21 protein-coding genes and 1 pseudogene are annotated in these 22877 nt (G+C 68.0%); 7 read left to right on the forward strand and 15 right to left on the reverse strand.

Annotated features, from left to right (window positions below):
• Together ACWELQ_RS08095 and ACWELQ_RS08100 are read right to left on the reverse strand one after the other, a co-directional pair.
• The coding region (locus ACWELQ_RS08095; protein ID WP_452396312.1) for a beta-ketoacyl [acyl carrier protein] synthase domain-containing protein at positions 1 to 643 on the reverse strand (643 nt) is incomplete at its 3' end.
• A gap of 20 nt (positions 644 to 663) precedes the next feature.
• Positions 664 to 2109, reverse strand: a pseudogene (locus ACWELQ_RS08100) (UPF0182 family protein); the annotation flags it as partial.
• A gap of 180 nt (positions 2110 to 2289) precedes the next feature.
• Here ACWELQ_RS08100 and ACWELQ_RS08105 point away from each other — a divergent pair.
• Positions 2290 to 2898: a PPA1309 family protein gene (locus ACWELQ_RS08105; RefSeq protein ID WP_452396313.1), complete on the forward strand. Its 609-nt coding sequence runs from the start codon at positions 2290 to 2292 to the stop codon at positions 2896 to 2898.
• Here ACWELQ_RS08105 and ACWELQ_RS08110 read toward each other — a convergent pair.
• The gene (locus ACWELQ_RS08110) at positions 2895 to 3920 is read right to left on the reverse strand and encodes a YlbL family protein (protein WP_452396314.1); all 1026 of its coding nucleotides are present in this window, start codon (positions 3918 to 3920) and stop codon (positions 2895 to 2897) included. The genes ACWELQ_RS08105 and ACWELQ_RS08110 overlap by 4 nt on opposite strands.
• A gap of 85 nt (positions 3921 to 4005) precedes the next feature.
• Here ACWELQ_RS08110 and ACWELQ_RS08115 point away from each other — a divergent pair, with 85 nt between their 5' ends.
• The 3 genes from ACWELQ_RS08115 (at position 4006) to ACWELQ_RS08125 (ending at position 7786) form a co-directional block, all read left to right on the forward strand.
• Positions 4006 to 5403, forward strand: a complete 1398-nt coding sequence (locus ACWELQ_RS08115; protein ID WP_452396315.1) for a zinc-dependent metalloprotease — start codon at positions 4006 to 4008, stop codon at positions 5401 to 5403.
• An 83-nt stretch (positions 5404 to 5486) separates the two neighbouring features.
• Positions 5487 to 6347: a TOMM precursor leader peptide-binding protein gene (locus ACWELQ_RS08120; RefSeq protein WP_452396316.1), complete on the forward strand. Its 861-nt coding sequence runs from the start codon at positions 5487 to 5489 to the stop codon at positions 6345 to 6347.
• 86 nt (positions 6348 to 6433) lie between these two features.
• Positions 6434 to 7786, forward strand: coding sequence for an ABC1 kinase family protein (locus tag ACWELQ_RS08125; RefSeq protein ID WP_452396317.1), 1353 nt, complete (start codon positions 6434 to 6436; stop codon positions 7784 to 7786).
• A gap of 185 nt (positions 7787 to 7971) precedes the next feature.
• On the opposite strand, the gene ACWELQ_RS08130 is transcribed toward ACWELQ_RS08125, so the two are convergent.
• The 3 genes from ACWELQ_RS08130 to ACWELQ_RS08140 form a co-directional block, all read right to left on the reverse strand.
• Positions 7972 to 8244, reverse strand: coding sequence for a WhiB family transcriptional regulator (locus ACWELQ_RS08130; protein ID WP_452396331.1), 273 nt, complete (start codon positions 8242 to 8244; stop codon positions 7972 to 7974).
• 182 nt (positions 8245 to 8426) lie between these two features.
• The gene (locus tag ACWELQ_RS08135) at positions 8427 to 8789 is read right to left on the reverse strand and encodes a hypothetical protein (RefSeq protein WP_452396318.1); all 363 of its coding nucleotides are present in this window, start codon (positions 8787 to 8789) and stop codon (positions 8427 to 8429) included.
• Positions 8790 to 8941: 152 nt separating this feature from the next.
• Entirely contained in the window at positions 8942 to 11098 is a 2157-nt protein-coding gene (locus ACWELQ_RS08140; RefSeq protein WP_452396332.1) for an ATP-dependent DNA helicase UvrD2, read from the reverse strand.
• Positions 11099 to 11188: 90 nt separating this feature from the next.
• On the opposite strand from ACWELQ_RS08140, the gene ACWELQ_RS08145 reads away from it, so the two are divergent.
• The 3 genes from ACWELQ_RS08145 to ACWELQ_RS08155 all read left to right on the forward strand — a co-directional run bounded on the left by ACWELQ_RS08145 (position 11189) and on the right by ACWELQ_RS08155 (position 13825).
• Positions 11189 to 12451 (forward strand): low temperature requirement protein A, encoded by a 1263-nt coding sequence (locus ACWELQ_RS08145; protein WP_452396319.1) that lies wholly within the window; start codon positions 11189 to 11191, stop codon positions 12449 to 12451.
• Positions 12452 to 12461: 10 nt separating this feature from the next.
• On the forward strand, positions 12462 to 12998 hold the full coding sequence (locus ACWELQ_RS08150; RefSeq protein ID WP_452396320.1) for a hypothetical protein: 537 nt from the start codon (positions 12462 to 12464) through the stop codon (positions 12996 to 12998).
• Between the two features lie 131 nt (positions 12999 to 13129).
• Positions 13130 to 13825 (forward strand): hypothetical protein, encoded by a 696-nt coding sequence (locus tag ACWELQ_RS08155; RefSeq protein WP_452396321.1) that lies wholly within the window; start codon positions 13130 to 13132, stop codon positions 13823 to 13825.
• 23 nt (positions 13826 to 13848) lie between these two features.
• Here the strand turns inward: ACWELQ_RS08155 and ACWELQ_RS08160 are convergent, their stop codons facing one another.
• The 9 genes from ACWELQ_RS08160 to ACWELQ_RS08200 all read right to left on the reverse strand — a co-directional run.
• Positions 13849 to 15588: a serine/threonine protein kinase gene (locus ACWELQ_RS08160; protein ID WP_452396322.1), complete on the reverse strand. Its 1740-nt coding sequence runs from the start codon at positions 15586 to 15588 to the stop codon at positions 13849 to 13851.
• The gene (locus tag ACWELQ_RS08165; protein WP_452396323.1) at positions 15581 to 16336 is read right to left on the reverse strand and encodes a PP2C family protein-serine/threonine phosphatase; all 756 of its coding nucleotides are present in this window, start codon (positions 16334 to 16336) and stop codon (positions 15581 to 15583) included. The genes ACWELQ_RS08160 and ACWELQ_RS08165 overlap by 8 nt, the downstream gene beginning before the upstream one ends.
• Positions 16336 to 16812 carry an FHA domain-containing protein gene (locus tag ACWELQ_RS08170; protein WP_452396324.1) on the reverse strand — a complete coding sequence of 159 codons (477 nt, stop codon included), beginning with the start codon at positions 16810 to 16812 and terminating at the stop codon, positions 16336 to 16338. The genes ACWELQ_RS08165 and ACWELQ_RS08170 overlap by 1 nt, the downstream gene beginning before the upstream one ends.
• Positions 16813 to 16830: 18 nt before the next feature.
• Positions 16831 to 17487, reverse strand: a complete 657-nt coding sequence (locus ACWELQ_RS08175) for a 4Fe-4S cluster-binding domain-containing protein (RefSeq protein WP_452396325.1) — start codon at positions 17485 to 17487, stop codon at positions 16831 to 16833.
• Positions 17484 to 19319 carry an AAA family ATPase gene (locus tag ACWELQ_RS08180; protein ID WP_452396326.1) on the reverse strand — a complete coding sequence of 612 codons (1836 nt, stop codon included), beginning with the start codon at positions 19317 to 19319 and terminating at the stop codon, positions 17484 to 17486. The genes ACWELQ_RS08175 and ACWELQ_RS08180 overlap by 4 nt, the downstream gene beginning before the upstream one ends.
• Complete coding sequence (locus tag ACWELQ_RS08185) at positions 19316 to 20482, reverse strand: hypothetical protein (protein ID WP_452396327.1); 1167 nt, start codon at positions 20480 to 20482, stop codon at positions 19316 to 19318. Before ACWELQ_RS08185 ends, ACWELQ_RS08180 begins: the two co-directional genes overlap by 4 nt.
• Positions 20483 to 20485: 3 nt before the next feature.
• Positions 20486 to 21058 carry a hypothetical protein gene (locus ACWELQ_RS08190; RefSeq protein ID WP_452396328.1) on the reverse strand — a complete coding sequence of 191 codons (573 nt, stop codon included), beginning with the start codon at positions 21056 to 21058 and terminating at the stop codon, positions 20486 to 20488.
• 203 nt (positions 21059 to 21261) lie between these two features.
• Complete coding sequence (locus ACWELQ_RS08195) at positions 21262 to 22668, reverse strand: CHAT domain-containing protein (protein WP_452396329.1); 1407 nt, start codon at positions 22666 to 22668, stop codon at positions 21262 to 21264.
• On the reverse strand, positions 22665 to 22877 hold a 213-nt coding region (locus tag ACWELQ_RS08200), incomplete at its 5' end, for a hypothetical protein (protein WP_452396330.1). The genes ACWELQ_RS08195 and ACWELQ_RS08200, both read right to left, overlap by 4 nt.

The following is a 22877-nucleotide window of genomic DNA, read 5'->3' on the forward strand; positions in this document are numbered from 1 at the left end:
CGCGGCTCGGCGCGCTCAGCACCCGCCGCTCGTTGCCGGTGGTGACCGCGCTGCCGCGGATGACCGCGTGAATCCGGTCGCCGTCGTCGATCGCCTGGGCCAGGGGCTTCAGCACGATCATGCCGCCGCCTTCGCCGCGCACGAAGCCGTCCGCGCGCGCATCGAAGGTGAAGCACCGACCCTGCGCCGAGTGCGCACCGAAGTGCTCGACTCGTTCACCGCTGGTCGGCGAGAGGATCAGGTTGACGCCACCGGCCAACGCGATATCGGTCTCGCCCGCCCGCAGGCTCTCGCACGCCAGGTGCACCGCGACGAGCGAGGAAGCCTGAGCGCTGTCGACCAGGAGGCTGGGGCCGGTGAATCCGAAATAGTTGGAAACCCGATTGGCGATGATGCCGCGCGTCGCGCCCCACAGCGAATGCCGCGTGATTCCGGGCCCGTCGGCGGCCGTGACGAGTTCCGCGAAGTCACCGCCGGTACAACCGAGAAATACGCCGCCGCGCCGTGATTCGCGTGCCACCCCGGCGAGCCCGGCGTCTTCGAGCGCCTCCCAGCTCAGCTCCAAGGCCAGCAATTGCTGGGGATCGATCGAGCGGGCCTCGGTGGGGGCGATGCCGAAGAACTCCGCGTCGAAGTCGCTCACCGAATCCAGGAAACTCGCGCGCTCGCTGAGAACACCGGATAGCCGTAACCGCCGCTGGCGTCGCCGCCCGCGGACTGCTGCGCCTGATTCGGATCGTTCGGCGGCGCGGCGTTCACCTTGTTCGCGGGCGAGGCGACGAAGCCGTTGCCGTGCGTGTACACGGTGTGCCGGTTGATCCAATCCTTCTGGTTGTCGGCCAGATTCGCCGGCTGCAGTTCCCGCGCCGCCACCACGTAGTCGCTGGTCTGACCGTTGACGTTGTAGCGGTCGATGGACAGCGTGTCCGGGAAGCCGTAGATGTTCTGCAGCTGGTTGCGCTGGGTGAAGGTGGCGGTCAACAGGTTCGGGTCCAGCAGCCGGGTATTGCCGATGGTCTGCTGATCGGCCACCGACTGCGCCGCCGACACCTGGCCGCCGGACTTGTAGTCGACGTACTCCACCTTGTCGGGCGTGATCCCGTAGGCGGCCCGGGTGGCCTCGATATTGCGCTCGATGTACGAGCGTTCCTTGGTGGCGGCGTTCGGGCGCACCGAGAACTGCTCCACCAGCAACGGCCACACCGCGCCCACCAGCACCGAGGACAGCACCAGCAGGGCCGCCGCCATGGCCGGAATCCGCAAGTCGCGCAGCACGACCCCGGCGAAGAAGGCGATGGCACAGATGACCGCGATGGACAGCAGGATCAGTTTCGCCGGCAGCACCGCGTTGATGTCGGTGTAGGAACCACCGGTGAAGGTCGGCTCCTTACGGGTGCTCGACAGCAGCGCGTACCGGTCGAACCAGTAGGCGACGGCCTTGAGCAGCACGAAGATTCCGGCGATGATGGCCAGTTGCACGCGCGCCGAGGTGCTCAGCGCGCCCTCGCGCCCGGCCAGCCGCAGCCCGCCGAACACGTAGTGCGCCACCAGGTTCGCGAAGAACGCGATCACCACGGAGACGAACAGCCAGTTCAGCACCATGCGGTAGAACGGCAGATCGAAGGCGTAGAAGCCGATGTCCAGATGGAACTGCGGATCCTGCTGCCCGAACGAGCCGCCGTGCAGGAACAGCTGCACCGTCACCCAGTTCGACTGCGCGACCAGGCCCGACAGCACGCCGATCAGCACCGGGATGCCGATGCCGAACAGCTTGAGCCGGCTCATCACGGTGGTGCGGTAGCGCGCGATCGGATCGCCGGGTCCGCTGCTCGGCACGAACACCGGCCGCGAACGGTAGGCCAGCAGCAGCGCCGCCCAGATGATCAGCGCGACCACGATGGCGACCACCAGGAACAGCAGGATCCTGGTGAGCAACACCGTGTTGTAGACGTTGCGGAAACCCACCTCCCCGAACCACAACCAGTTCGTGTAGGCGTCGGTGAGCCGAGGCCCGACCAGTAACAGAGCCGCCAACACCAAAGCCGTGACGAGCAGTATGCGACTGCGTCGGGACAGCGAAGGTAAGCCGGTCGGGGGGCGCATGCCCACGATGCCACTCTCCCAGGGTCCGGCGGCATTCCACGCCGGGTTTTCCGGCCCGGAACGCCGCAGTCCGATGATGCGAGTTGGTCCCAGGGGACCGTTCGCGCCCCACTCTACGTAAAACGCCCGCCGCGCGGCCCAACACCTGCCGCGTGGAGCGCGCGCGAGCGATGCGAGTATTGCGGGGTGAATCCAGAGCAGTGGGCGGCGTCGGCCCTGTACCGGTGTATCCGGGAAGTCGCGGAGTATGTCGACGGCGAGGGCTGGGACCGCCCTCCGCAGATGTTCGCGCTGGTACCGACCGCCGACCTGGTCGCCGCCGAGCCCGCCCTGCTGGATCAGCTGGACGAGAAGGACGCGCTGACTCCCATTGCGCAGGAACCGTTCCCGGAGGACATCGCCGGGGAGGCCGACGCCATGGCGTTGGACGAATTCCTGGGCACCACCAGCTGGCCGTCCTCCGTCGAGGGCTGTGTGCTGGTCCAGCAGATCGTGGTGCTGCCGCCGAACGCCGAGCAGACCCTCGACGACGCCATCGCGCCGCTGCTGGCCGACCGCGACGCCGCCGACCAGGCCGGTCGCCGCGCCGCGCTCACCCATGCCGAACGACGCGACGCGCGACTGTTCGTCGGCGTACTGCGCGACGGCACCTCACTGTCGCTGCTGCAGGTCCGCCCGGCCGAGGACGAAGAGGACCCGTTCGGCGATCTCGAGCTGCGCACCGCCCCGAACCTGGCCACCAACCTGGTCGAGGCGCTGCTGCACACCCTCGAGAACGACCCCGACGACTTCTAACCGCAGCCCTGAACTTCCTTGCCGGCGTTGATGTCCTTCAGCGCTTGCACCGCGCCGGTGAGGTCGTCGACCTTGACCAGGCGCAGGCCGTCGGGCGTGCGCTGGGCGGCCTCGTTGCAGTTGGCGGCCGGGACCATGAAGGTCACCGCGCCCGCCTCCCGGGCGGCGATCATCTTGTACTGGATGCCGCCGATCGGGCCGACCTTGCCGTCCGGGTCGATGGTGCCGGTGCCCGCGATGAACTTGCCGCCGGAAAGGTCACCGGTGGTGAGCTTGTCGATGACGGCCAGGGTGAACATGAGTCCGGCCGAGGGGCCGCCGATCTCGCCGAGGTTGAAGTCGACCTTGACCGGGCCCTTGCTGAATTCGCTGGGGGTGACGCCGAGATAGCCCTTGCCGGAGTCGTCCGGCCGCGCGCCGACGGGGATCTCGACGTTCTGCTCCTGGTTGTCGCGGCGCACGACCAGGTGGACGGGTGTGCCGGGTTTGGTCGAGGAGATCGCGGTGACAACGTCTTTGGTGGTGGCGACCGGCTTACCGTCGATGCTGACGATCTCGTCGTCCTTCTTCAGCAGTTCCTTGGCCGGACCGTCCTCGGACACATTCACCAGCCGGACCTCGGTCGGCAGCTTCAGATAGTTCAGCGCCGCCAATTCGGCGGAGTCCTCGGAATCCTTGAATTGCTGCTGATTGGATTTGTCTACCTCGTCACGCGACTGTCCGGGCGGATACACCTCCGCGCGCGGCACCAAACCGTGCTGCCCGTCGATCCACAGGCCCAGCGCCTCGAAGATATTCAGCCGATCGCGAACGGACACCGTCGTCATATTGAGATTGCCGGTGGTCGGCTTCAGCGGCGCGCCCTGCACGTCGACGACCTGTTTGCCGTCGACTTCGCCCAGCGTGTTGAAGGTCGGCCCGGGTCCGAGGGCGACGAACGGCACGGTAACCACACTGCCCACGACGCCCAGCGCCAGAATCGGGATCAGAGCGGCGAGCAGGGTGATTATCCGACGGTTCACGCGGCCAAGGGTACTGGTCATCGAGGCCATTGCCGCGCTCCGCTCGGCGGTTCGCGTCATCCGCGGCTCCAGTACCGTAGTGGGTATGAGTGATTTTCCGTTCGGATTCTCGAATCGCGATGACGATCCGGAGCGCAAGCCCGGCGATCAGTCCAGCGGTTCCGGTGCGAACAACCCGTTCGGATTCCCCATCGGGGGTCAGGGCGGCGGCGGATTCGATCCCTCGCAACTCGGTCAGATGCTGAGCCAGCTGGGCGCCATGTTCTCGAACATGGGCCAGCCGGGCGCACAGAGCGGACCCGTCAATTACGACATCGCGAAACGGCTGGCCCGCCAGCAGCTCGGCGCGAGTGTCACGCCCGTCTCCGCGGGTGCGCAGAGCGCGGTCACCGATGCCGCGCACCTGGCGGAACTGTGGCTCGACGCGGCCACCACCTTCCCCGCGGGCGCGAGCAAGACCGTCGCCTGGACCGCCAACGACTGGATCGAGGAGACGCTGCCCACCTGGAAGCGGCTGTGTGATCCGGTGGCCGAACAGGTTTCGGGCATGTGGACCGCCACCCTCCCGGCCGAGGCCAAGGAGTTCGCGGCCCCGATGTTCGGGATGCTCGGACAGATGGGCGGTCTGGCGTTCGGTTCGCAGCTGGGTCAGGCGCTGGGCCAGCTCGCCAAGGAGGTATTGACCTCCACCGATATCGGCCTGCCGCTGGGACCCGACGGCACCGCCGCGCTGATGCCCGCGGCCATCTCGGAGTTCAGTGCCGGGCTCGAGCAGCCCGAGAGCGAGATCCTGGTCTATCTGGCCGCCCGCGAGGCTGCGCACCAGCGGCTGTTCGCGCATGTGCCGTGGCTGCGGCAGCAGGTGCTGGGCGCGGTCGAGGATTACGCGCGCGGCATCAAGATGGATTTCTCGGCCATCGAGCAGGCGGCGGCGAACCTGGACCCGATGACGCTGGCACAGGATCCGTCCAAGCTGGAAGAGCTGTTGTCGCAGGGCACGTTCGAACCGCAGACCACGCCCGAGCAGAAGGCGGCGCTGGAGCGGCTCGAGACCCTGCTGGCCCTGATCGAGGGCTGGGTCGAGACCGTGGTCACCGACGCGGTGGGCGATCGGCTGCCGGGCGCGGGCGCGCTCGCCGAGACGCTGCGGCGTCGTCGCGCCACCGGCGGCCCGGCCGAGCAGACCTTCGCGACGCTGGTCGGGCTGGAACTGCGGCCGCGCAAGGTGCGTGAGGCGGCGGCGCTGTGGCGGCGGCTGACCGTCGACACCGGGCTGGAGAAGCGCGACGGCGTCTGGGCGCACCCGGACCTGCTGCCCGACTCCTCGGATCTGGACTCGCCCGCCGGTTTCATCGATTCCGTCTTGGGCGGCGGCACGGCGGTATTCGACGATCCGCTGGCGCAGCTGGCCGAGACAGAGGCGCGGGAACGGGCCGAGAAGGAAGCCAAGGGCGAGGATTCCGGCGAGGAAGACTCGAAGTAGGAGTTGTGGATAACCCGCGAAAGCGCTGATGAACAAGCGTTTTCGCGGATTTCCGCGTTTCCGGGGGCGCGCAGTCTGGACGCATGACGACGCTGACTGCCACACGCGGGCCACGCACCCGCGGGCCCCTGCTGCATCCCCGAATCACCGTGCTGGTGCGGCCGAACGGCGCGATCCAACTGGGGTGGACTCCGGAGTCCGCGGTGATCGTGCAGCCGCCCGGCCCGGTCGAAGCCGTGCCCGCGCTGCTGCGGCTGCTGGACGGGACCCGCAGCACGGCCGAGATCCTCTGGCAGGCGCGGGAATTGGGGTTCGCCCCGGAGACCGTGCAGGAACTGCTGGACCGGATGATCGCCGCCGATCTGCTGGCCTCCGACCAGCCACGCGCCCGATTGCGGACGGTCCGCATCCACGGACGCGGCCCGCTCGCGGACGCGCTGCTCGAGGGGCTGCGGCGAATCGGGCTGCGCGCCGGGCATTCTCACGGACGACACCTCGCGAACACCCTCGATACCGACCGACCGGATCTGCTGGTGCTCTCCGACACCCTGGTCCCCGATCCGGAACTGGTGGCCGAACTCATGCGCCGCCGCATTCCCCATCTGCCGGTCCGGGTGCGTGACGGCCGCGGCATCGTCGGCCCGCTGGTGCTGCCCGGCGAAACCGGTTGCCTGCGTTGCGCGGATCTGCACCGGACCGACTACGAACCCGCCTGGCCGCAATTGGCCGCCCAGCTGCTGGGCCGCGCCGGGTACGCCTCCCCCGCCGGGGTGGCGTTGACGACCGCACTGGCGCTCGCGGAGATCGAGACGGTGTCCTACGGCGCGGCCGCGCGGCCACCGGCGAGCTTGAACGCCACGCTCGAACTCGATCTGGACACACCGCATCTCGATCGGCGGCCCTGGCCGCCGCATCCCAACTGCGGTTGTGGCGAAAAGGCATGACTGTGACCAAAACCACTATCCTTCGCGACCCGAAAGAACATCGAATTCTCATGGCGCACCGTCTGGGACATCGGCATGATGGGAACGTGTCAGAGATTGTGAGCAAGCGCTCTTCCCGTAATGCCAAGCTGGCCAAGATTCCGCTCGGCATCGCAGGGCGGGCGGCCGTGGGTTTCGGCCGCAAACTTGCCGGGGGAGACAAACAGGAGATCAACGCCGAGCTCAATCAGAAGGCCGCCGAACAGTTGTTCGCCGTACTCGGTGAGCTCAAGGGCGGGGCCATGAAGTTCGGGCAGGCACTGTCGGTGATGGAGGCCGCCGTCCCGGAGGAGTTCGGCGAGCACTATCGCGAGGCGCTCACCAAACTCCAGGCCGCCGCGCCCCCGATGCCGACCGCCACCGTGCATCGTCAGCTGGATCAGCAGCTGGGCACCGGATGGCGGCAGCGCTTCCAGGAGTTCGACGACGAGCCCACCGCCTCGGCCAGCATCGGCCAGGTGCACAAGGCGGTCTGGTCCGATGGCCGGGTGGTCGCGGTGAAGGTGCAGTACCCGGGTGCGGACGAGGCGCTGCGCGCCGATCTCAAGACGCTCAACCGGATGGCGGGCATGATGGGCGCGCTCATTCCGGGCGCGGACGTCAAGCCGATCCTGGCCGAGATCAGCGAGCGCACCGAGGAGGAGCTCGACTACCGCATCGAGGCGGGCAATCAACGCCAGTTCGCCAAGGCCTTCGACGGGCATCCGCGGTTCCTGGTGCCGAAGGTGGTGGCCAGCGCCCCCAAGGTGATCGTCACCGAATGGCTGGACAACGCCACCCCGGTCTCCAAGATCATCCAGCGCGGCATGGAGGACCCCGAGGGCACGGTGGAGCTGCGCAACCGCACCGCCACCCTGATGGGCGAATTCCATTTCAGCTCACCGGCGATCGCGGGCCTGCTGCACGCCGACCCGCATCCGGGCAACTTCATGGTGCTCGACGACGGCCGCCTCGCGGTCATCGACTACGGCGCCTGCGCTCCCCTCCCCAACGGCTTCCCCAAGATCCTGGGCGAGCTGGTGGCCTACGAGGTCGAGGGTCGCTTCGAGGAACTCACCGCGCTGTTGCACGACAACGGCTGGGTCATCCCCGGAAAGACGGTGAGCCGCGAGGAGATCCAGTCCTACCTGCGCCCCTTCACCGACCCCATCAAGACCGAGACCTTCCACTTCACCCGCAAGTGGATGCAGCGCGTCGCGGGCAAGGCCACCGACATCTCCAACTCGGAGATGATGAAAACGGCCCGCTCCCTGCAACTCCCGGCCGAACACGTGATGATCTTCCGAGTCCTCGGCGGCTCGGTGGGCATCTGCGCCCAACTCGACGCGGTAGTCCCCTTCATGAAACTCATGCACGACTGGGTCCCCGGCTACGCCGAAACCCTCACCGCCGCCAGCTGACACCCCGACAGCTAGCGGATTATGAGTTTCGTGAACGGGGTTCCAGGGGCTTGCCCCTGAGAGTCTCGTGAAAGGGGATTCAGGGGAAGCCCCTGAGAGTCCGAGAGTTGTTCTGACGCAAAACGACCCGCTTACCGGCTGGTAAGCGGGTCGTATGCGTTCTGTTCCCCCGGAAGCCGGGGCGATCATGCCACCGCGACCTTGCGCGGGCGGCCACGCGGGCGCTTGCGGGCGATCACGACACCCTGGTCGAAGATCTCACCGCCCCAGACACCCCACGGCTCAGCGCGATCCAGTGCGGCCGTCAGGCAGCCCTGGCGGATCGGGCAGGAAGCGCACAGCGCCTTCGCCTCTTCCAGCTGGGCGGGGGCCTCGGCGAACCACAGGTCCGGGTTACCGGCGCGGCAAGGCAGGGTGATGGTGACGGCCCGGCGAGTGCGGGCGGTCGTGTTGGCCACGGTGTTGCGGCATGTCACTCGTTCACGGATGACCGTGGTGGTAGACACGTCGGGCTCCTTCAGCTCGTGCTTCGGTCGTTCGGGTTGCGCGAAACCGGTGCCGAAGTGGCTGGAGGCCGATAAAACAATGGCCACGGTTTCGCTTTTCGCGATCCGTGGCCAGGAGGTCTGGGAAGAGTTCCCTACCTGAGTCGACTTCGGTGTCGACTCCTGATCACGGTCGCTGGGTCGGTGGTGTGGGGGCGGACTGCCGGCAGATGGACCGGACGCTCGGTTCCGGCCAGAACTGCCGTGGCTTCGACGGCCGCATAAACGGCTGTCGACTGCCAGTCACCCTTGGGCTTGTCCTGCTTGATCACGATCTGCTGATCCGCTTGGGCTTTGCTTGCAAAGACCTGAAGACCAAGATCGGCGCTCACGCCGGACATACGAATCCCCTGCAATGCGAGGATCCCCCGGGAGGCGGAGGCCATGGACATGACAGGTGACGTCGCAAAACTGCCGGCGATATTGCCGGTCACGATGCTGTTCACGGTGTTGTTCATTGGTCTGCCTCCCTCCTTCACTCGTTGCGATCAGTGCTTGTGCACACGGGTTCTTCCCCGGTGCATGAGAAACACACTAGGTAGTCATACGGATGCACACAACCTATTTTTGACCTGCGCTTTTAGGGGCTTGCCCACATCTGCGGTAAGGACTAGGAAGAGTCCCGGAGCCGCGAACGGACGATCGCCAGCACGTCCGCCCCGTATGTCTGCAGCTTCTTGGCCCCGATACCCGGGATCGCGACCAACGCCCGATCGTCGGTCGGCCGCTGTTCGGCGATGGCCGTCAACGTCGTATCGCTGAACACCACAAAATGTGGCAGCTTCTGCTCGTCCGCCTTCTCGCGACGCCAATCCTGCAGTGCGGCCAGCAGTTCGGTGTCCACGTCCGCCGGGCAGCGCGCGCAGCGGCCGAGCATGGTGGCCTGGGTGTTGAGCAGCGGGCGGCCACAGATGCGGCAGGTCGGGTGCACCCGTTTGGGGCCGGCCTTGCGGTCGGTGGTGTGGGCGGCGATGCGAGAGGCCGGGGAATCGTCGGGGACCAGGCCGATGAGAAAGCGGGAACGCCGCCGCACCTTGCGCCCGCCCGCGGAACGAGCCAGCGCCCAGGACAATTGGAGATGCTCGCGCGCACGGGTCACGCCGACGTAGAGCAGGCGGCGTTCCTCCTCCAGCGCGGACTCGTCGGAAACCGTTGCGTCGGGCCCGAGTACGTGCTGAATCGGCAGGGTGCCGTCGGCCAGGCCGACCAGGAACACGGCATCCCATTCCAGGCCCTTGGCCGCGTGCAGCGACGCGAGGGTGATGCCCTGCACGGTCGGTGGGTGCCGGGCCTCGGCACGGGCGGCCAGTTCCCGCAGCAGACCGCCGAGGTCGAGTTCCGGTTCCTGTCCGGCGAGTTCCTCGGTGAGCTGGACCAGCGCCACCAGCGAGGCCCATTTCTCCCGCGCCTGCACGCCGACGGGCTCTTCCTTGGTCAGCCCGACACCGGCGAGGGCAGCGCGGACCAGCGTGACCAGCTTGTCGCCGCGGGCGTCGGGGAGATCATCGCGATTGGCGGCCGTGCGCAGCGCCGAGACCGCCTGCCGCACCTCCGGCCGGTTGAAGAAGCCCTCGCCGCCGCGCACCTGATACGGGATGCCCGCCTCGGTGAGCGCCTGCTCGTACACCTCCGACTGCGCGTTGATGCGGTACAGGATCGCGATTTCGGCTGCGGGAACCCCGTTTCCGAGCAGTTTGGCGACCGCCTTGGCGACCGCGGCGGCCTCGGCGGGCTCATCGTCGAATTCGGCGAAGGTGGGTTCGGGGCCGTCGGGGCGCTGGCCGATGAGCGCGAGCCGGGTGCCCGCGATACGGCCTCGGGCCGCGCCGATCACCCGGTTGGCCAGCGACACCACCTGCGGGGTGGAGCGGTAGTCGCGTTCGAGGCGGACCACGGTGGCGTCGGGGAAGCGGCGGGAGAAATCGAGCAGATGGGTGGGGCTGGCCCCGGTGAAGGAGTAGATGGTCTGGTTGGCGTCGCCTACCACGGTCAGATCGTCGCGATCGCCGAGCCAGGCGTCGAGCACCCGTTGCTGTAGCGGGGTGACGTCCTGATATTCGTCGACCACGAAGCTGCGGTAGCGGCCGCGGAACTCCTCGGCCACCGAGGTGTAGTCCTCGAGTGCGGCGGCGGTGTGCAGCAGCAGGTCGTCGAAGTCGAGCAGCAGGCCGTCGGGTGTGGTCTTGAGCGCCTCGTAATAGGTGTAGACCGCCGACACCTTCTTGGCGTCGTAGGGCGCGTCGCGGTGGCGGCGGCCCACTTCCCCGGCGTAGTCCTCGGGCGCGATGAGCGAGCCCTTGGCCCATTCGATCTCACTGATCAGATCGCGCAGGCTGTCGGTGTCGGTGGGCAGGCCCGCGCGCCCGGCGGCCTGCGCGACGATCGGGAACTTGCCGTCGATGAGCCGCCAAGGCACGTCACCGACGACCTGGGGCCAGAAGTACTTGAGCTGCCGCAGCGCGGCGGCGTGGAAGGTGCGGGCCTGGACCTGTCCGGCCTCACCGCTCAAACCCAAGGCGCGCAAACGATTCCGCAGCTCCCCCGCCGCGCGAGCGGTGAAGGTCACCGACAGCACCTGATCGGCCCGCACATGCCCGCCCGCGACGAGGTGCGCGATGCGATGGGTGATGGTGCGGGTCTTGCCCGTCCCCGCGCCCGCTAGCACGCAGACCGGTCCCCGCGGCGCGCGCACGGCCGCCGCCTGCTCGGCGTCGAGGTCGTCGAGCCGGAGCGGGGGCTGGGTGGGCGCGGCAGTCACGCGCTCCATCATGACAGCGCCCCCCGACAGGGACGGCAGCCCTCGGCGTGGCGGCCCGCGAACCGGGTGCGTGCCGCCCAGTCCGATTACCGTGCTGCTGTGGTCGATGAGACGCCTGAGACGGATTGCGCCGAAACACCGGAGGCCCACGAGCGCCATGCGAGCTGGATAGAACTGTTCTTCGACCTGGTCGCGGTGGCGGGCATCAGCCAGCTCACCCACCTGCTGCACCGTGGGCCGTCACTGGGCGACTTCGCCCTGTATGTACTGCTCTACCTGGCGTTCTGGATGGTGTGGGCCTGCATCACGCTGTACGGCAATATCGCCGGCGACAACGCGCGCGTGCGGTTGATGCTGGCGGCCATGCTGGGGCTGGGTCTGATGGCCGCCGCGGTGCCCGGCATTCCCGAGCGGCACGCCACCACCTTCGCCGCGGTCTATGTGCTGGTGCGGCTCGGGTCCGAACATCTGTGGGGTCGCGGCCGGATCGTCGTCGACTGGCCGTCGATGCAGCTGACCGTCGGCGTGTATCCGTGGCTCATCTCGCTGTGGGTCGGCGAACCCACGAAGTACTGGCTCTGGGCCGGGGGTCTGGCGCTGGATCTCTATGTCATGTTCGCGATCAGCGGCGAGAAGATGCTGTCGGAGGCGCGCAGGCGGCTGCGGGCCCGGATCGAGCGCATCCAGCAGAGCCCGCGCTTCGATCCGGAGCGTTTCGATCCGGGCAAGGTGCCGGAGATGAAGGCCGTCCACGCCGATCCCGCGCATCTGGGTGAGCGCCTCGGACTGTTCGTGATCATCGTGCTCGGCGAAGGCGTCATCGTGATCATCACCGCGCTGGGCGATCAGCAGTGGAACGCGGGCGTGCTGGGCCTGGCCTTCGCGGCCTTCGTCATTCTGGCCGGGCTGTGGGCGCTGACCCTGCTCTACGGATTCATCCCCCGGATGATCGCCGTCGCCGAGGTCGGCCTGCCCTGGCAGCGCATCATGCTCACCCATTGCGGTGTCACCGGCGGCATCGCGACACTGGCCGCCGGTCTGGGCCTGGCCATGGATCACGCGCACGGCCACCTCAGCACCGGGGTGGGCTGGGCGTTGTGCGGCGGTGCCGCAGCCTATTTCGTGATCGTCGGAATCAATGGTGTCCGCAGCGATCGGGGCTGGCGCTGGCTACTGGCCTGGCCGCTGCCGTGCGCGGTGCTCGCCGTGGCCCTCGGGATCTGCGCCACTCATCTGACCGCACTGCCCTTGGTCTGCGCGATCGCGGTCCTGGTGATCTGGCCGCTGCTGTGGGAGAGCTGGTCCGCGGGCCAGTGGCGCACAGGGAATCCTCGCCGAGCGAAAACTCCAGCAAACGATTAGCATCCCAAACATGGCGACCGCGATCGACCGGACCGGCGCCGGACTGCGCGGGTTGGCCGCCGGTTCGGTGTCGGGCGCGGCGGCGGCGCACGGCTGGTCGGTCGAGACCGCCAGTCCGGATCTGACTTCGGTGCCGCTGCTGATCATCGTCTCGGCGGCGGTCGGCGCGCTGGTCACCGCCGTCGGCGCGCTGCACGGCAGCCGCCTCGGCCTGGTCGCCGCGCTGATCCTGGGACAGGCCCTGGGACACATGGTGATCGGTGTGGATTCCGGTCATGCGCGGGCGCACGAACTGCGGCCGTCGGCCACCTCCGCGCTCCTGCACCTGTGTGCGGCAATGGCTCTGGCGCTGGTGATCTGCGGTATGGAGGCCGCCTATCGTTTCGCGAGCGCCGCCCTGTCGCGTGCGCTGCCGCTGCGGTATCACCCGCCCGCCACTCGGGAAGTGCTGCGGCCGTTCACGGTTCACCGTGACCGCGTCATTCTGCGCGTCTTCGGCGTCGCCGCACTGTACGGCCGCGCGCCACCGCGCCCCGCGCACGCCTGATCTCTGCGCCTCTTCCCCTTTCTTGCGAGGTGGTGCCGCCGCATGCGCGCGGACCGCCGGACGCGTACGCAGCCATGGACCCGGTCGTGGCCGATACCGCTGCCGGGCAACGCGATTCAAGGATCATTCCGATGAGAATCAATACTCTCGCCGCTGTCGCGGCCTTCATTTCCACATCCCTGGGCGCAACGGCGACCGCCGCCGCGACCTCCCTCGACCGCGAGTCGGTCGGCTTCACCGCTCACATCCGTGACGCCTCGGCGGTCATCGTGACCGATGGCGGTTCGATGGCCGTCGAGGACGGCGCCTTCACCATCCGCGCCGACGACGGCACCGTCCTCACCGGCGCCGAATTGGCCTTCCGGGTCGACGATTTCGAGTTTCCGATCGACGCCAGCATCACCGGCCGTACCGCCACCCTGACCCCGGCCGTGGATATGACCCGGGCGGTGTACAAACCGGTGGCCATGCCGTTCGAGGACAGAGCGGGTTGGGACAGCCCCTACGACCGCGAGCAGGACGCCTGGAACCGCATGACCAGCACCATCGGCCTCGGCTTGTCGATCGGCGCGCTCGGCGGGGCGCTGGGTGGCGCGGCCGTCGGCTGCGTCCTCGGCGGCCTGGCAGGCGCGGGCATCGCCTCGGCCACATTGATCGGCCTGTTCGGCCCCTTCCTGCCCGCCGCCGTCATCGGCTGCATGGCGGGCGTCATCGCCCTAGGCGTCCTCGGCAGCGTCGCAGGCACGATCCTGATCAGCACCCCGATCGCGATCGCCGCCGCGATTCAGTACTTCACCACGGTCAATGAACCGATGCGGGTGAGCTGAGCAGCACACGCGCGGCGACCCCGTCAGAGGCGGGCCGCCTGGCGCAGCTGCGCGAACCACGCGATCTCGTTGGCGATTGCGGCGTTCGGATCCATCAGGCGGCGGCGGACACCGGCGACGTAGGCGTCCGCCACCGTCTCGTCACCGGTGGCGAGCAGCAGCGCGTAGCGGAGCACATGGGCGCGCTGTGGTTGCCGACCGTACCGAATATCGAAACTGTGGCGTTGGCCCAGATCATCGGCGTGCAGCACGATGTCGTGCCAGTTGGCGTCGATGATGCTGTAGTTGGGCCGATTGTCACCGACCAGGCTGCCCAACAGTTGCCGTTCGTAGAGCATGCCGATGGCATCGCCGGCAGCGTCGGCGGTCACCAGACTCCGCAGATCGGCCACGGTACCGATGGGGTGGCCGCGGTAGCGCAGTGCCGCAGACGGAGCAAGTTTGGCCGTGAAATAGGCCGCGAGCTCCTCGGGTCCCCAACCGTCCCCATAGGACTTCAACTCCGAGTACGCGTTGCCGGTACGGACATCGTCGGTCAGCCAATTCACCAGTGCCGCACGGCCTCTGCCGGTCAGGGCGCGAGCCGCGGCCTCGGGGTGATTCGACATCGCCTCGCCCAGCTGGGCGCTGTCGTGGAAGTTCCCGACACCGGGCAGGGCGAACGGCGTGGACGCGCGTCCCGTCGCCGTCGATTCGGGTGCGGCCATGGGCGCCGGGGCACCACGGTGCACGGCCGGCGACTGGCCGGCCAGCCACGCCTCGACTTCGTCGAATCCCCAGCGCAACTGGGGATCCCGGGTCAGCAGTCCGCTCAGCAGAAGTGTCCATCGACCGCGCAGTAGCCTGCCCACAGACAAGGCCTCGATGGCCGACAGGGAGATGTCACGGGTGTTGAGTTCTGCGTCGATGACGCTGTCCGGCAACGATTTTCCGTTGTCGTCCTCGAAATACCCGTGCCCGACCAGCACTCGGAACATCACCATTCCGACACTCCACCAGTCGTCCTCGACCCGCCAGCGTTGTGGCGCGCCGGGCGCGCTGTAAGCAGCGGTTCCGTTTCCCATATTGGTGACTTTCGAACGTCCGGCGAGGTCGACCACCAGCCCGAAGTCACCGAATACCAGTTCCAAAGGCGCATTGGAGCGCACCAGAATATTGCGCGGATTCACATCGCCGTGCACGAGTGTGGTGGTGTCCGGATGCTGGATGGCATGGAGTTTCGCCGCCACCTGTCGCAGGATCTCCAGGGCGAGATCATGCGGAGCGCCAGTCCGCGCGGGGTTGAAGAGAAAGCTGTCGAGCGACCCCTTTCGGCAGTACTCCATGACCTCGTAATGGATGCGATCCTCACAGCCGCGTTCGAAGACCTCCGCGGTGTGTTCTCTACGGAAGCTGTTGCGGTACTCCGGAGAATCGAGGTCGATCCGGTATTGCGGCGCGTTGTGGAACAGCTTGATCGCGTACAGATGACCATTGGTGGCCTCGCACAGCCACACCGTCGCCTCGCCACCGCGTCCGAGCTCTTCCTTCATGGTGAACCGTCGGGCGAGGTTGGACGGGAGCGGCTGAAATCGTTCGTGCGTGACTCCGTCGATGCGCGTCTCGGGCGCGGGTGGGCGCGGACCCGCCGCCGGGGGCGACGGCGTCGGCGAGGTTCCTGGCAGGTCCATCCGAGTCCGCGGCGCACCCAGGCGGTCCATGCGGGTCTCGGCGGCCGATCGACGACTCGGTTCCGCATCATCCATTCGTGTGCGTTCAGCCATGATCGATTCCTTCTTTGTCGGGTACACAGCTGACTTGCACCACGGTGACGTTGTCGCCGCCACCACCGGCCAGGGCCAGATCCCTGAGCAGGACCGGCAGATCGGCGGGCGCGGAAAGCATCAATCGCTCGATCGACTCGAAGTCGGCGTAGTCGTCGAGACCGTCGGTGCAGAGCAGGATTCCGGGTCCGGGTTGCAGGCGGCAGTCGAAATAGTCCGGCTCCACCACCACGCGGCGTCCGGCGCCGAGTGCCTGGCGCAGCAGATTCGATCCGGAGGCGCGGTGATCCAGCGACAACTGTGCCAGATAGGCCCCTTCGAGGCGGTAGGCCCGTGAGTCACCGACATTGAAGACCACGGCCGATGAATCGGGCAGGACGGTCACTCCCACCACCGTGCAGCCCATGGCGTGCAATTCCGGGCGCTGCTCGCCGAGGTCGTTGATCGAATCCGAAATCTGTTGCAGCAGTCTCCCGACCACGGTCCGTACGTGATCATCGCCGGTGCTGTCCGCGATCGCGCCCGGCGCGCTGAGACCTTCGCATGCGAACCGGCTGGCCGCCGCACCCCCGGCATGCCCGCCGAGACCGTCGCACACCACGATGGTGATGGGCGAGGTGACATCGATCTCGGTCGTCAACGCCGTGGGCGAGTCACCCTGGAGCGCCCACCCGCCCCAGCCGAGCGCATCCTCGTTGTGTGTGCGCACGTGCCCGCGATGAGTCACCGCCGCGATCCGGATACGCATTACGGCCCCCATTCGATCGTCACGGGTACGTCCGCGGCGAGTCTGAGGGTGTCGGCGCGGCATACGACGCACTCCTCGTTCTGCGGGATCCGCACGTCGTTGATGAAGGTTCCGTTGGCCGAAGTATCTGTTACGTAAAGGGTTTCACCGTCGTAGCGCAGTGCTCCGTGCATTCGCGAGACGTTGGTGTACGGCTCGAAGACCGCCGCGGCGGGGTAGTCCTCGTGTCGGCCGAGGCCGATGGTCTGCCCGGCGACTACGCGCAGTCGCGCACCCGAACTCACGATGAGCTCCACTGCGGCGACGGGTTCGGCCCTGGGCGCATCCGATTCGACCGACGGGGCCTCGGACGGCGGGGACGCGGTCACGATCAGATCCCCGCCACACACCCGGCATTGCAGGGCGCGCGGACCGCGCACACCGCAGTGCGGGCATTCGATCATGGTGTCCTCAGGCACGTTCGATTCCGGTTGCACGCGCGGCTCCTCTCCCGATCAGGCCAGCCATGAGGCGTCACCGATCTCGACGCCTCGTTCGGTCAACGCCCGCCCCAGCGCGCCCGTGGCACCCGGCAGCGGTATACCCACCAGCCGGACACACGCGCCGTCCACGTGCACGCCGAGTTGACTGCGCTGTCCGGCATAGGTCGTCCGCATCGCCGCGTCGGGGTAGCGCTCGCGACCGAGTTCGGTCAGCAGGTGCACGCGCTGATTCGACGAGCCGCGCAGTGCGTCATCACTGGCGCGAGACGCCACGAACGGTTCGCTCACCAGGACGTCGACCAGCTCGTCGAGCCAGCCCAGCCGTTTCGTCAGCCATCGCCGCGGCCGGCCGGAGTACAGCAGAATATCCAGTGGCACAGACTGATCCATGCAGCGAATACCTTCCAGCAGAGACCGCAGCGCGGCAGGTTGATCAGTCGGCTCGCCCCCGGAGATCGTGACGCCGTCCAGCGCGCCTCCGATGCCGCGCAGCCACGACATCACCTGTTCGACATCGCACCGGGTGCGCTCGTCGGCGGGCCAGGTATCGCGGGCCAGGCAGCCGCGGCAGCCGATCGTGCAGCCCTGGAACCACACACCCGCGCGCACGCCGTATCCGAGATTGCGCACCGGATAGTGCAGCCGCGCCAACAGCATCGACGGCGTCATGCGAGCACCGCCGTCCAGCCGACCGTCGACTCCGCGAGCCGTGCCACGCTCACCGCGCCGGCACCTGTCGGCAGCTCGAACAGAGCCCGCGCCAACGGGTTCACCAGCATGGCCTCCACGGTGGCAGCCACGCCGCCGCCGCCGAAGTCGAGCCGGGTGAGCGCGACCTCCAGCAGCTGCCGATGCACGGCCTCCTCGACCGTCACCGTAATCCCGGTGGTGGACCGCACGCGTGCGACGACATTGCTGACGAACAGTGGAACCAGTTCTGCCGCAGTCGATTCGGAGATGAAGTCGAAGACCACCACGTCCTCACCGATGCGCCGCAACAGCTCTGGGCGACCGATCTCCTTGGTGAAGAATTCCCCGATCGCGGCGCGGATGGTCGATTCGACAGTGCCGTAAGGTGTTCCGCGCGCGACCACCGGTACGCGCCGCCCGGTGTCGTCGTTCCGGTAGACGCCCAGATTCGAGGTGAACACGATCAGCGTCTCGGAGAAGTACACCGTCGATCCGCTGCCGTCGGTGAGCCGACCGTCTCCCAGGATCTGCAGGAATTTGTCGAGGATGCGCGGCGCGGCCTTCTCGATCTCGTCGAAGAGAATCAGCCGGAAGGGCTGCTGCCGCACCGCGTTCGTCAACTCGCCGCCGCTGTGGTGACCGGAGTATCCCGGTGGAGCGCCGATCAGGCGGGCCTCATTGTGTTCGGTGGAGAACTCGCTCATATCGAAGCGCACGAAGGCGTCGGCCCGCCCGAAGACCAGTTCGGCGATGGCCTTCGCCAATTCGGTCTTCCCCACTCCGGTGGGTCCGGCGAAGAACAGCACGCCCTGCGGGCGGGTCGCGAAACCCGCGGTGTGCGCGCCGGTGAGTCCCATCGCCGAACGGATGAGGATGTCCACCGTTTTGCGTACCGCGACGGGCTGGCCGAGCACCTTCGCGCCCAACAGCTCCGCGCCCGATCCGATGCGCTCGCGCAGCGCCGGGTCCTGCCAGGGATTGTCAGGAATGCCCACCCGGAAGGTGCGCACCGCGTCCTCGATCCGGCCGGCCGGAATCCGACGATCGATCGCCAGCCGATTGACCTCCATGATGGAGCGTAGTGTGAGTCCACTGGTCTGCCCGGCGTACCTGTCGACCAGGGCAGGGAACTCGGGTGAATCCTCCGCGGGCGACTCGGCCAGCGAGGACACCAACAATGAGACCACCGCGCGCCGTTGTGCGAGGCCGGGGGCCGGAATGGACACCACCCGGGCCAACTGTCCACCGACCATCCAATGCGGCAGGTCGTTCTCCCGATCCAGCAGCCAGAAGACGGTGTTGTACAGCGAAGTCACATGCGGCCCCGCCACTTTGCGACGCGGAGCGGCAGCCATGAGCCGCTCGGCGGTGACCAGCAGGCGGTGCAGTTCAGCGTCGGCGAAATCGGCGGCGGGCACCAGACGCGAGGCCGAGTCGATGATCAGACAGCAGGGACGCTCGGAGTGCACGACGTCGTTCAGCAGCCGCGGCAGCAAGGGCAGAAGACCTGCGGAAGTGGCCGAATTGCCGGGCCGCGCGGAACGGACGATGCTCGCGGCGACGCCGTCCTCGTCCATCAGAACGCGCGCGCCGTCGACCGGATCGACGACGATCACCGACCGGTGACCGGCGTCGGCGAGCACCAGACGCAGCGCCTCGGGCACGCTGACCAGACGACTCAGATCGCCGACCGCGGGCAACAGCACCAGATCACGGAGTTCGCCGGTCACCATGATCTGCGGGTTCGCGGCCAGGGCTACGTCGATCTCGCGCAGCCAGGACGGCAGCGCATCGATGAACGGGGAGTTCATGCCTCGGAACTCCGTTCTCGCCGGGCCTTTCGAGCCGCCCGCTCGGCGGATACGGGGCGCTCGGCGGATACGGCGCGGTCCGCGGCGAGCTGTTCGGCCGGTACCGTCTGGACGCTGGCCAGCCCTGGGGGCGACTGCCGTAAGCGGTCGGGTTCGACGCCTCGTGCCCGCAGGCCGTCGGCCAGCGTGCCGAGGTCCGCGCAGACGGCCGCCTCGGCCGCGGCGGTGTCGCAGTCGGCGGGGGTTCGCACCGTGCGGATATCGATCTCGCCGTTGACGATGCAGGCACGCACGCCGAGGGTCGCGGAGCCAGGAGCCGACAGCACGATCGAACCGGCGGTATCCATGGCGACCGGCATTGCGGTATAACCCAATTCGGCCAATGCGTCGCCGACCGCGGCGAGTACGAAACCGCGGTTCCGCGCGTCGTGTTCGAGCGCGGACCGCGATTCGATGAGCTCACCGGCCAGTCGCAGATCGGCGGTGGCGTCCCGCCCCCGTGCGAGGGCCTGCGCGGCACGGTCGAGCACCGCTCCCGCACCGCCCGGTTCTCCGAGTTCGGCTGCGGCATCGCGAAGTTGGGACAGCCGTTCGTGACCCTCACGGGCGCGGCGGGTCGCGGCATTCGCGACCGCTATTCGGCTGTCGAGATGGCTCAGCAGCAGTTCCCCGCGTGCCCGATCGGTGGTGCGGCACACCGCGATCCCGGCACGCTCCAGCTCAGGCGACGGCTCCAGCAAGGTGGCGAGCATCCGCTGGACCCGGTAGGTCAGCCGTTGCCGCCGCTCCGCGTCGGCGGTATCGACGGCTGCCGGCGCGGCCACCTGCCGGGCGGGCGCAGCCGCATTCTCCCGACTTGCCAAGTCACTGAGCGTCGCCGCCAGTTCGCGATTGATCTGCTGGGCTCGGCGGCGGATATGCGCCGCCTGCACCGCCGACTCGGTCTCGCCCAGAACGGCTTCCAACCGTGCACATTCAGCGTTGATCGCCGTCGAGTTCGGTAATGACCGGGCGTCGGCGACCGCAAGTTCGGGCAGCCCGGCAGCGACACAGCGCTGCGACATGCGGCGCGCCCGGGACGCCAGCTGCCGCAGTCGCTGCTCGGCCTGTTCGCGCAGCACGCTCTCCGACACCACCCGGTAGGTGATTCCCGCGCTGCTCATCACTTATCCGTTCGCCCGCGCATGCCGGAACAGTCCGTAACCGCCATGGCCGAGTACGCCGAATACTGCCGGCAGCCACCACACCCCGCCGCCCGCACCGGTGGTCGCCTCGATGATGAACAGGACGATCCCGATACCGAAGCCCCACCGACCGGGGCTCGAAATGATCTCGGCCTCTTCGGGATAGGGCAGGTTCGACCCGAGAATCAGCAGGACGAGAACGCCGATCAGCAGCGTGATCGCGATGTAGATCCACAATCCGACGAAGTCGCCGAAGGTCGGCGTACGCACATTGGCGAGGTTGAACCACACCGTGTGCGCGATCTTGCTGTCGGTGGCCGCGCACATGGCCCAGAACACGGCGGTCACGAACGCGACCCCGACCGCGGCGAGCGCGAGTTGACCAGCCTGGGTCAGCATGCGCCGACGTCGCCGTTCCTCCCGCTCCCGGCTGATTCGTTGCTGTTGTTCGGCCTCGGCGCGGCGGCGGTCTCGTCCGGCGATCGCCTCGTCCCGTGCGACATCCACCGCCGCGTCGACCAGCAAAACCGCGGCCAGCATCTGATTCGAGAGCATGGCGGCCTACCGGAGGATCGCGGCGCAGTGTGCGGCGGCCGCGGCGTCGTGGTGATGGAGGAGGGAAAAGGTATGCACAGCTGGGCCTTCCGGCGTTTTGCGATGTGGTGGCGAGCCTTCGCCGTCGATTCTCTCGCTCCCGTACGGCCATCGGCAGTCGTGCGATCGGACGACAATCGGCTACTCGCGGTCACTGCCTCGCGTCAGCAGCGATCGGCGGGTGCGTAAGTGTTGGTGAGCGCGGCCCACAGCAGCGGCGTGTACCCGATGTCGCCGGTTTCGCGCCAGCTCGACAACTGCTGCCGCTGCCAATCGGTCAGTGTCGCAATGGGATCGGTGGCGTCGTGTGCGGCATCGACCTGGAGGGCGAGCCGTGTGGTCGGCCGCCGTGCCGCGGGCAGCGTCGTGAATTTGCGAAACGCGGTGTCGGTGGGCAGCACCCATCGGGTTGTGGTCACCAATTCGGCCCCGGCATCGAGAGCCGCCATGATCAGGCCGAAGGTCTCCGCGGAGCGGAAATCAACGCCGCCCTCGCACGCGATGATCGCCACCCGGGTCGGCATGCGCCAGATCTCGTGGCCGGGCTGGGCACGGACCGCACCGTATCGCGCCCACACCCGCGGATCCTGCGACTGAGTCGTACCCAGCAACAGATCCAGTGCGCACAGGGGCAGATGCGACCCGGGCGGGACGACGGCGGACCCGTCGCCACGACGCACCCAGGGTGCGGCCATTCCCCACGCACCCTCACCCGGCGCGCCGGTGACATCGTTGAGATGTATTGCGGCCGAGCCTGGTTCGTTCGCAACCGCAGTCACATGGCCGAGGTACAACAGCCGGGAGCATCCGCGCGACAGTGTGGCCGCGAGCTGTACCCGGGTGACCTCGCCTTGGACGGGCGTGAGCACGACCGGGCGACCGGATCCGCGCACCCCACGCTCGCGGGGCACCCGGCGATCACGCCGGGACACGCGGGCACGGATCTCGTCGACGGCCGCGAGATCGGCCGGTTCCGTGTAGACATTGAGCAATCCATGGCGAGCGCTCGCGGGCAGGACGGGGTCGATGACGTGCACCGGCGGCAGGTCCCGCACGTGTTCCCACGGCACCGGCTGCCGACTGCGCGCGACGTAGAGGGTCGCGGGCGGGTCGTGCACGACGACGGCCACCTCGAGCAGCCGTCGGTCGTCGTCCACTGCGAGCAGCTCCCACGGCACCTGGGCCAGTCGGGGACTCGGTGTGATCCGGATCCGCACCCGCGTTCGTGCCGCCCGCGCAACAAGTTCCGTCCGCAGTCGCGGCGGGAGCACCGCGGCCGCGAGCCGCACGGACAGTTCGGCTTCACCCGCGAGCGAGCTGAAGGCTCCGGTGGTGAATACGCGAACGAGCACCTGCTCATTGGATTCCGTTCGGTCCGGCACCCCGCCGTCCAGCCGCCGTGGGTGCGCGAGCGTGGCCTCCAGAATGCGGAGCGCCGCGTCCAGTGCCCCCGAGTCGAGCCGGGCGACCCGGGTCTCGGGCGCGTCGTCCAACCACGTCCAGGACAGGTAGGTGTCACCCGCGTCGGCGGCGCGCACCAAGACCTCGGTCGTCGGTTCCGCCTCGTTCATGCCGAGCCGCCTTCCTCGCGCTCACGCAAGATCTGTTCTGCCAGTAGCGGTTCCAGACCCATCGGGGTATGGGTCGCAGGGCCCTCGAGGGCCAGGAGGTAACGGTCGACAGCCACCAGCCGCGCGTCGAGTCGATCCGCCAGGCCCGCGTCCTCGGTCGAGACACGCTCGGCGAGGGCATCGAGGCGATCCGCAGCCGCGGATGCCAG

This window comes from Nocardia sp. NPDC004722 (assembly GCF_053601505.1).

Excerpts from the sequence above, each read along its gene's own strand:
- ACWELQ_RS08115 (WP_452396315.1), top strand. The coding sequence starts at position 4,006 with ATGAGTGATTTTCCGTTCGGATTCTCGAATCGCGATGACGATCCGGAG.
- ACWELQ_RS08120 (WP_452396316.1), top strand. The coding sequence starts at position 5,487 with ATGACGACGCTGACTGCCACACGCGGGCCACGCACCCGCGGGCCCCTG.
- ACWELQ_RS08135 (WP_452396318.1), bottom strand. The coding sequence starts at position 8,789 with ATGAACAACACCGTGAACAGCATCGTGACCGGCAATATCGCCGGCAGT.
- ACWELQ_RS08140 (WP_452396332.1), bottom strand. The coding sequence starts at position 11,098 with ATGGAGCGCGTGACTGCCGCGCCCACCCAGCCCCCGCTCCGGCTCGAC.
- ACWELQ_RS08150 (WP_452396320.1), top strand. The coding sequence starts at position 12,462 with ATGGCGACCGCGATCGACCGGACCGGCGCCGGACTGCGCGGGTTGGCC.
- ACWELQ_RS08155 (WP_452396321.1), top strand. The coding sequence starts at position 13,130 with ATGAGAATCAATACTCTCGCCGCTGTCGCGGCCTTCATTTCCACATCC.
- ACWELQ_RS08160 (WP_452396322.1), bottom strand. The coding sequence starts at position 15,588 with ATGGCTGAACGCACACGAATGGATGATGCGGAACCGAGTCGTCGATCG.
- ACWELQ_RS08165 (WP_452396323.1), bottom strand. The coding sequence starts at position 16,336 with ATGCGTATCCGGATCGCGGCGGTGACTCATCGCGGGCACGTGCGCACA.
- ACWELQ_RS08175 (WP_452396325.1), bottom strand. The coding sequence starts at position 17,487 with ATGACGCCGTCGATGCTGTTGGCGCGGCTGCACTATCCGGTGCGCAAT.
- ACWELQ_RS08180 (WP_452396326.1), bottom strand. The coding sequence starts at position 19,319 with ATGAACTCCCCGTTCATCGATGCGCTGCCGTCCTGGCTGCGCGAGATC.
- ACWELQ_RS08185 (WP_452396327.1), bottom strand. The coding sequence starts at position 20,482 with ATGAGCAGCGCGGGAATCACCTACCGGGTGGTGTCGGAGAGCGTGCTG.
- ACWELQ_RS08190 (WP_452396328.1), bottom strand. The coding sequence starts at position 21,058 with ATGCTCTCGAATCAGATGCTGGCCGCGGTTTTGCTGGTCGACGCGGCG.
- ACWELQ_RS08195 (WP_452396329.1), bottom strand. The coding sequence starts at position 22,668 with ATGAACGAGGCGGAACCGACGACCGAGGTCTTGGTGCGCGCCGCCGAC.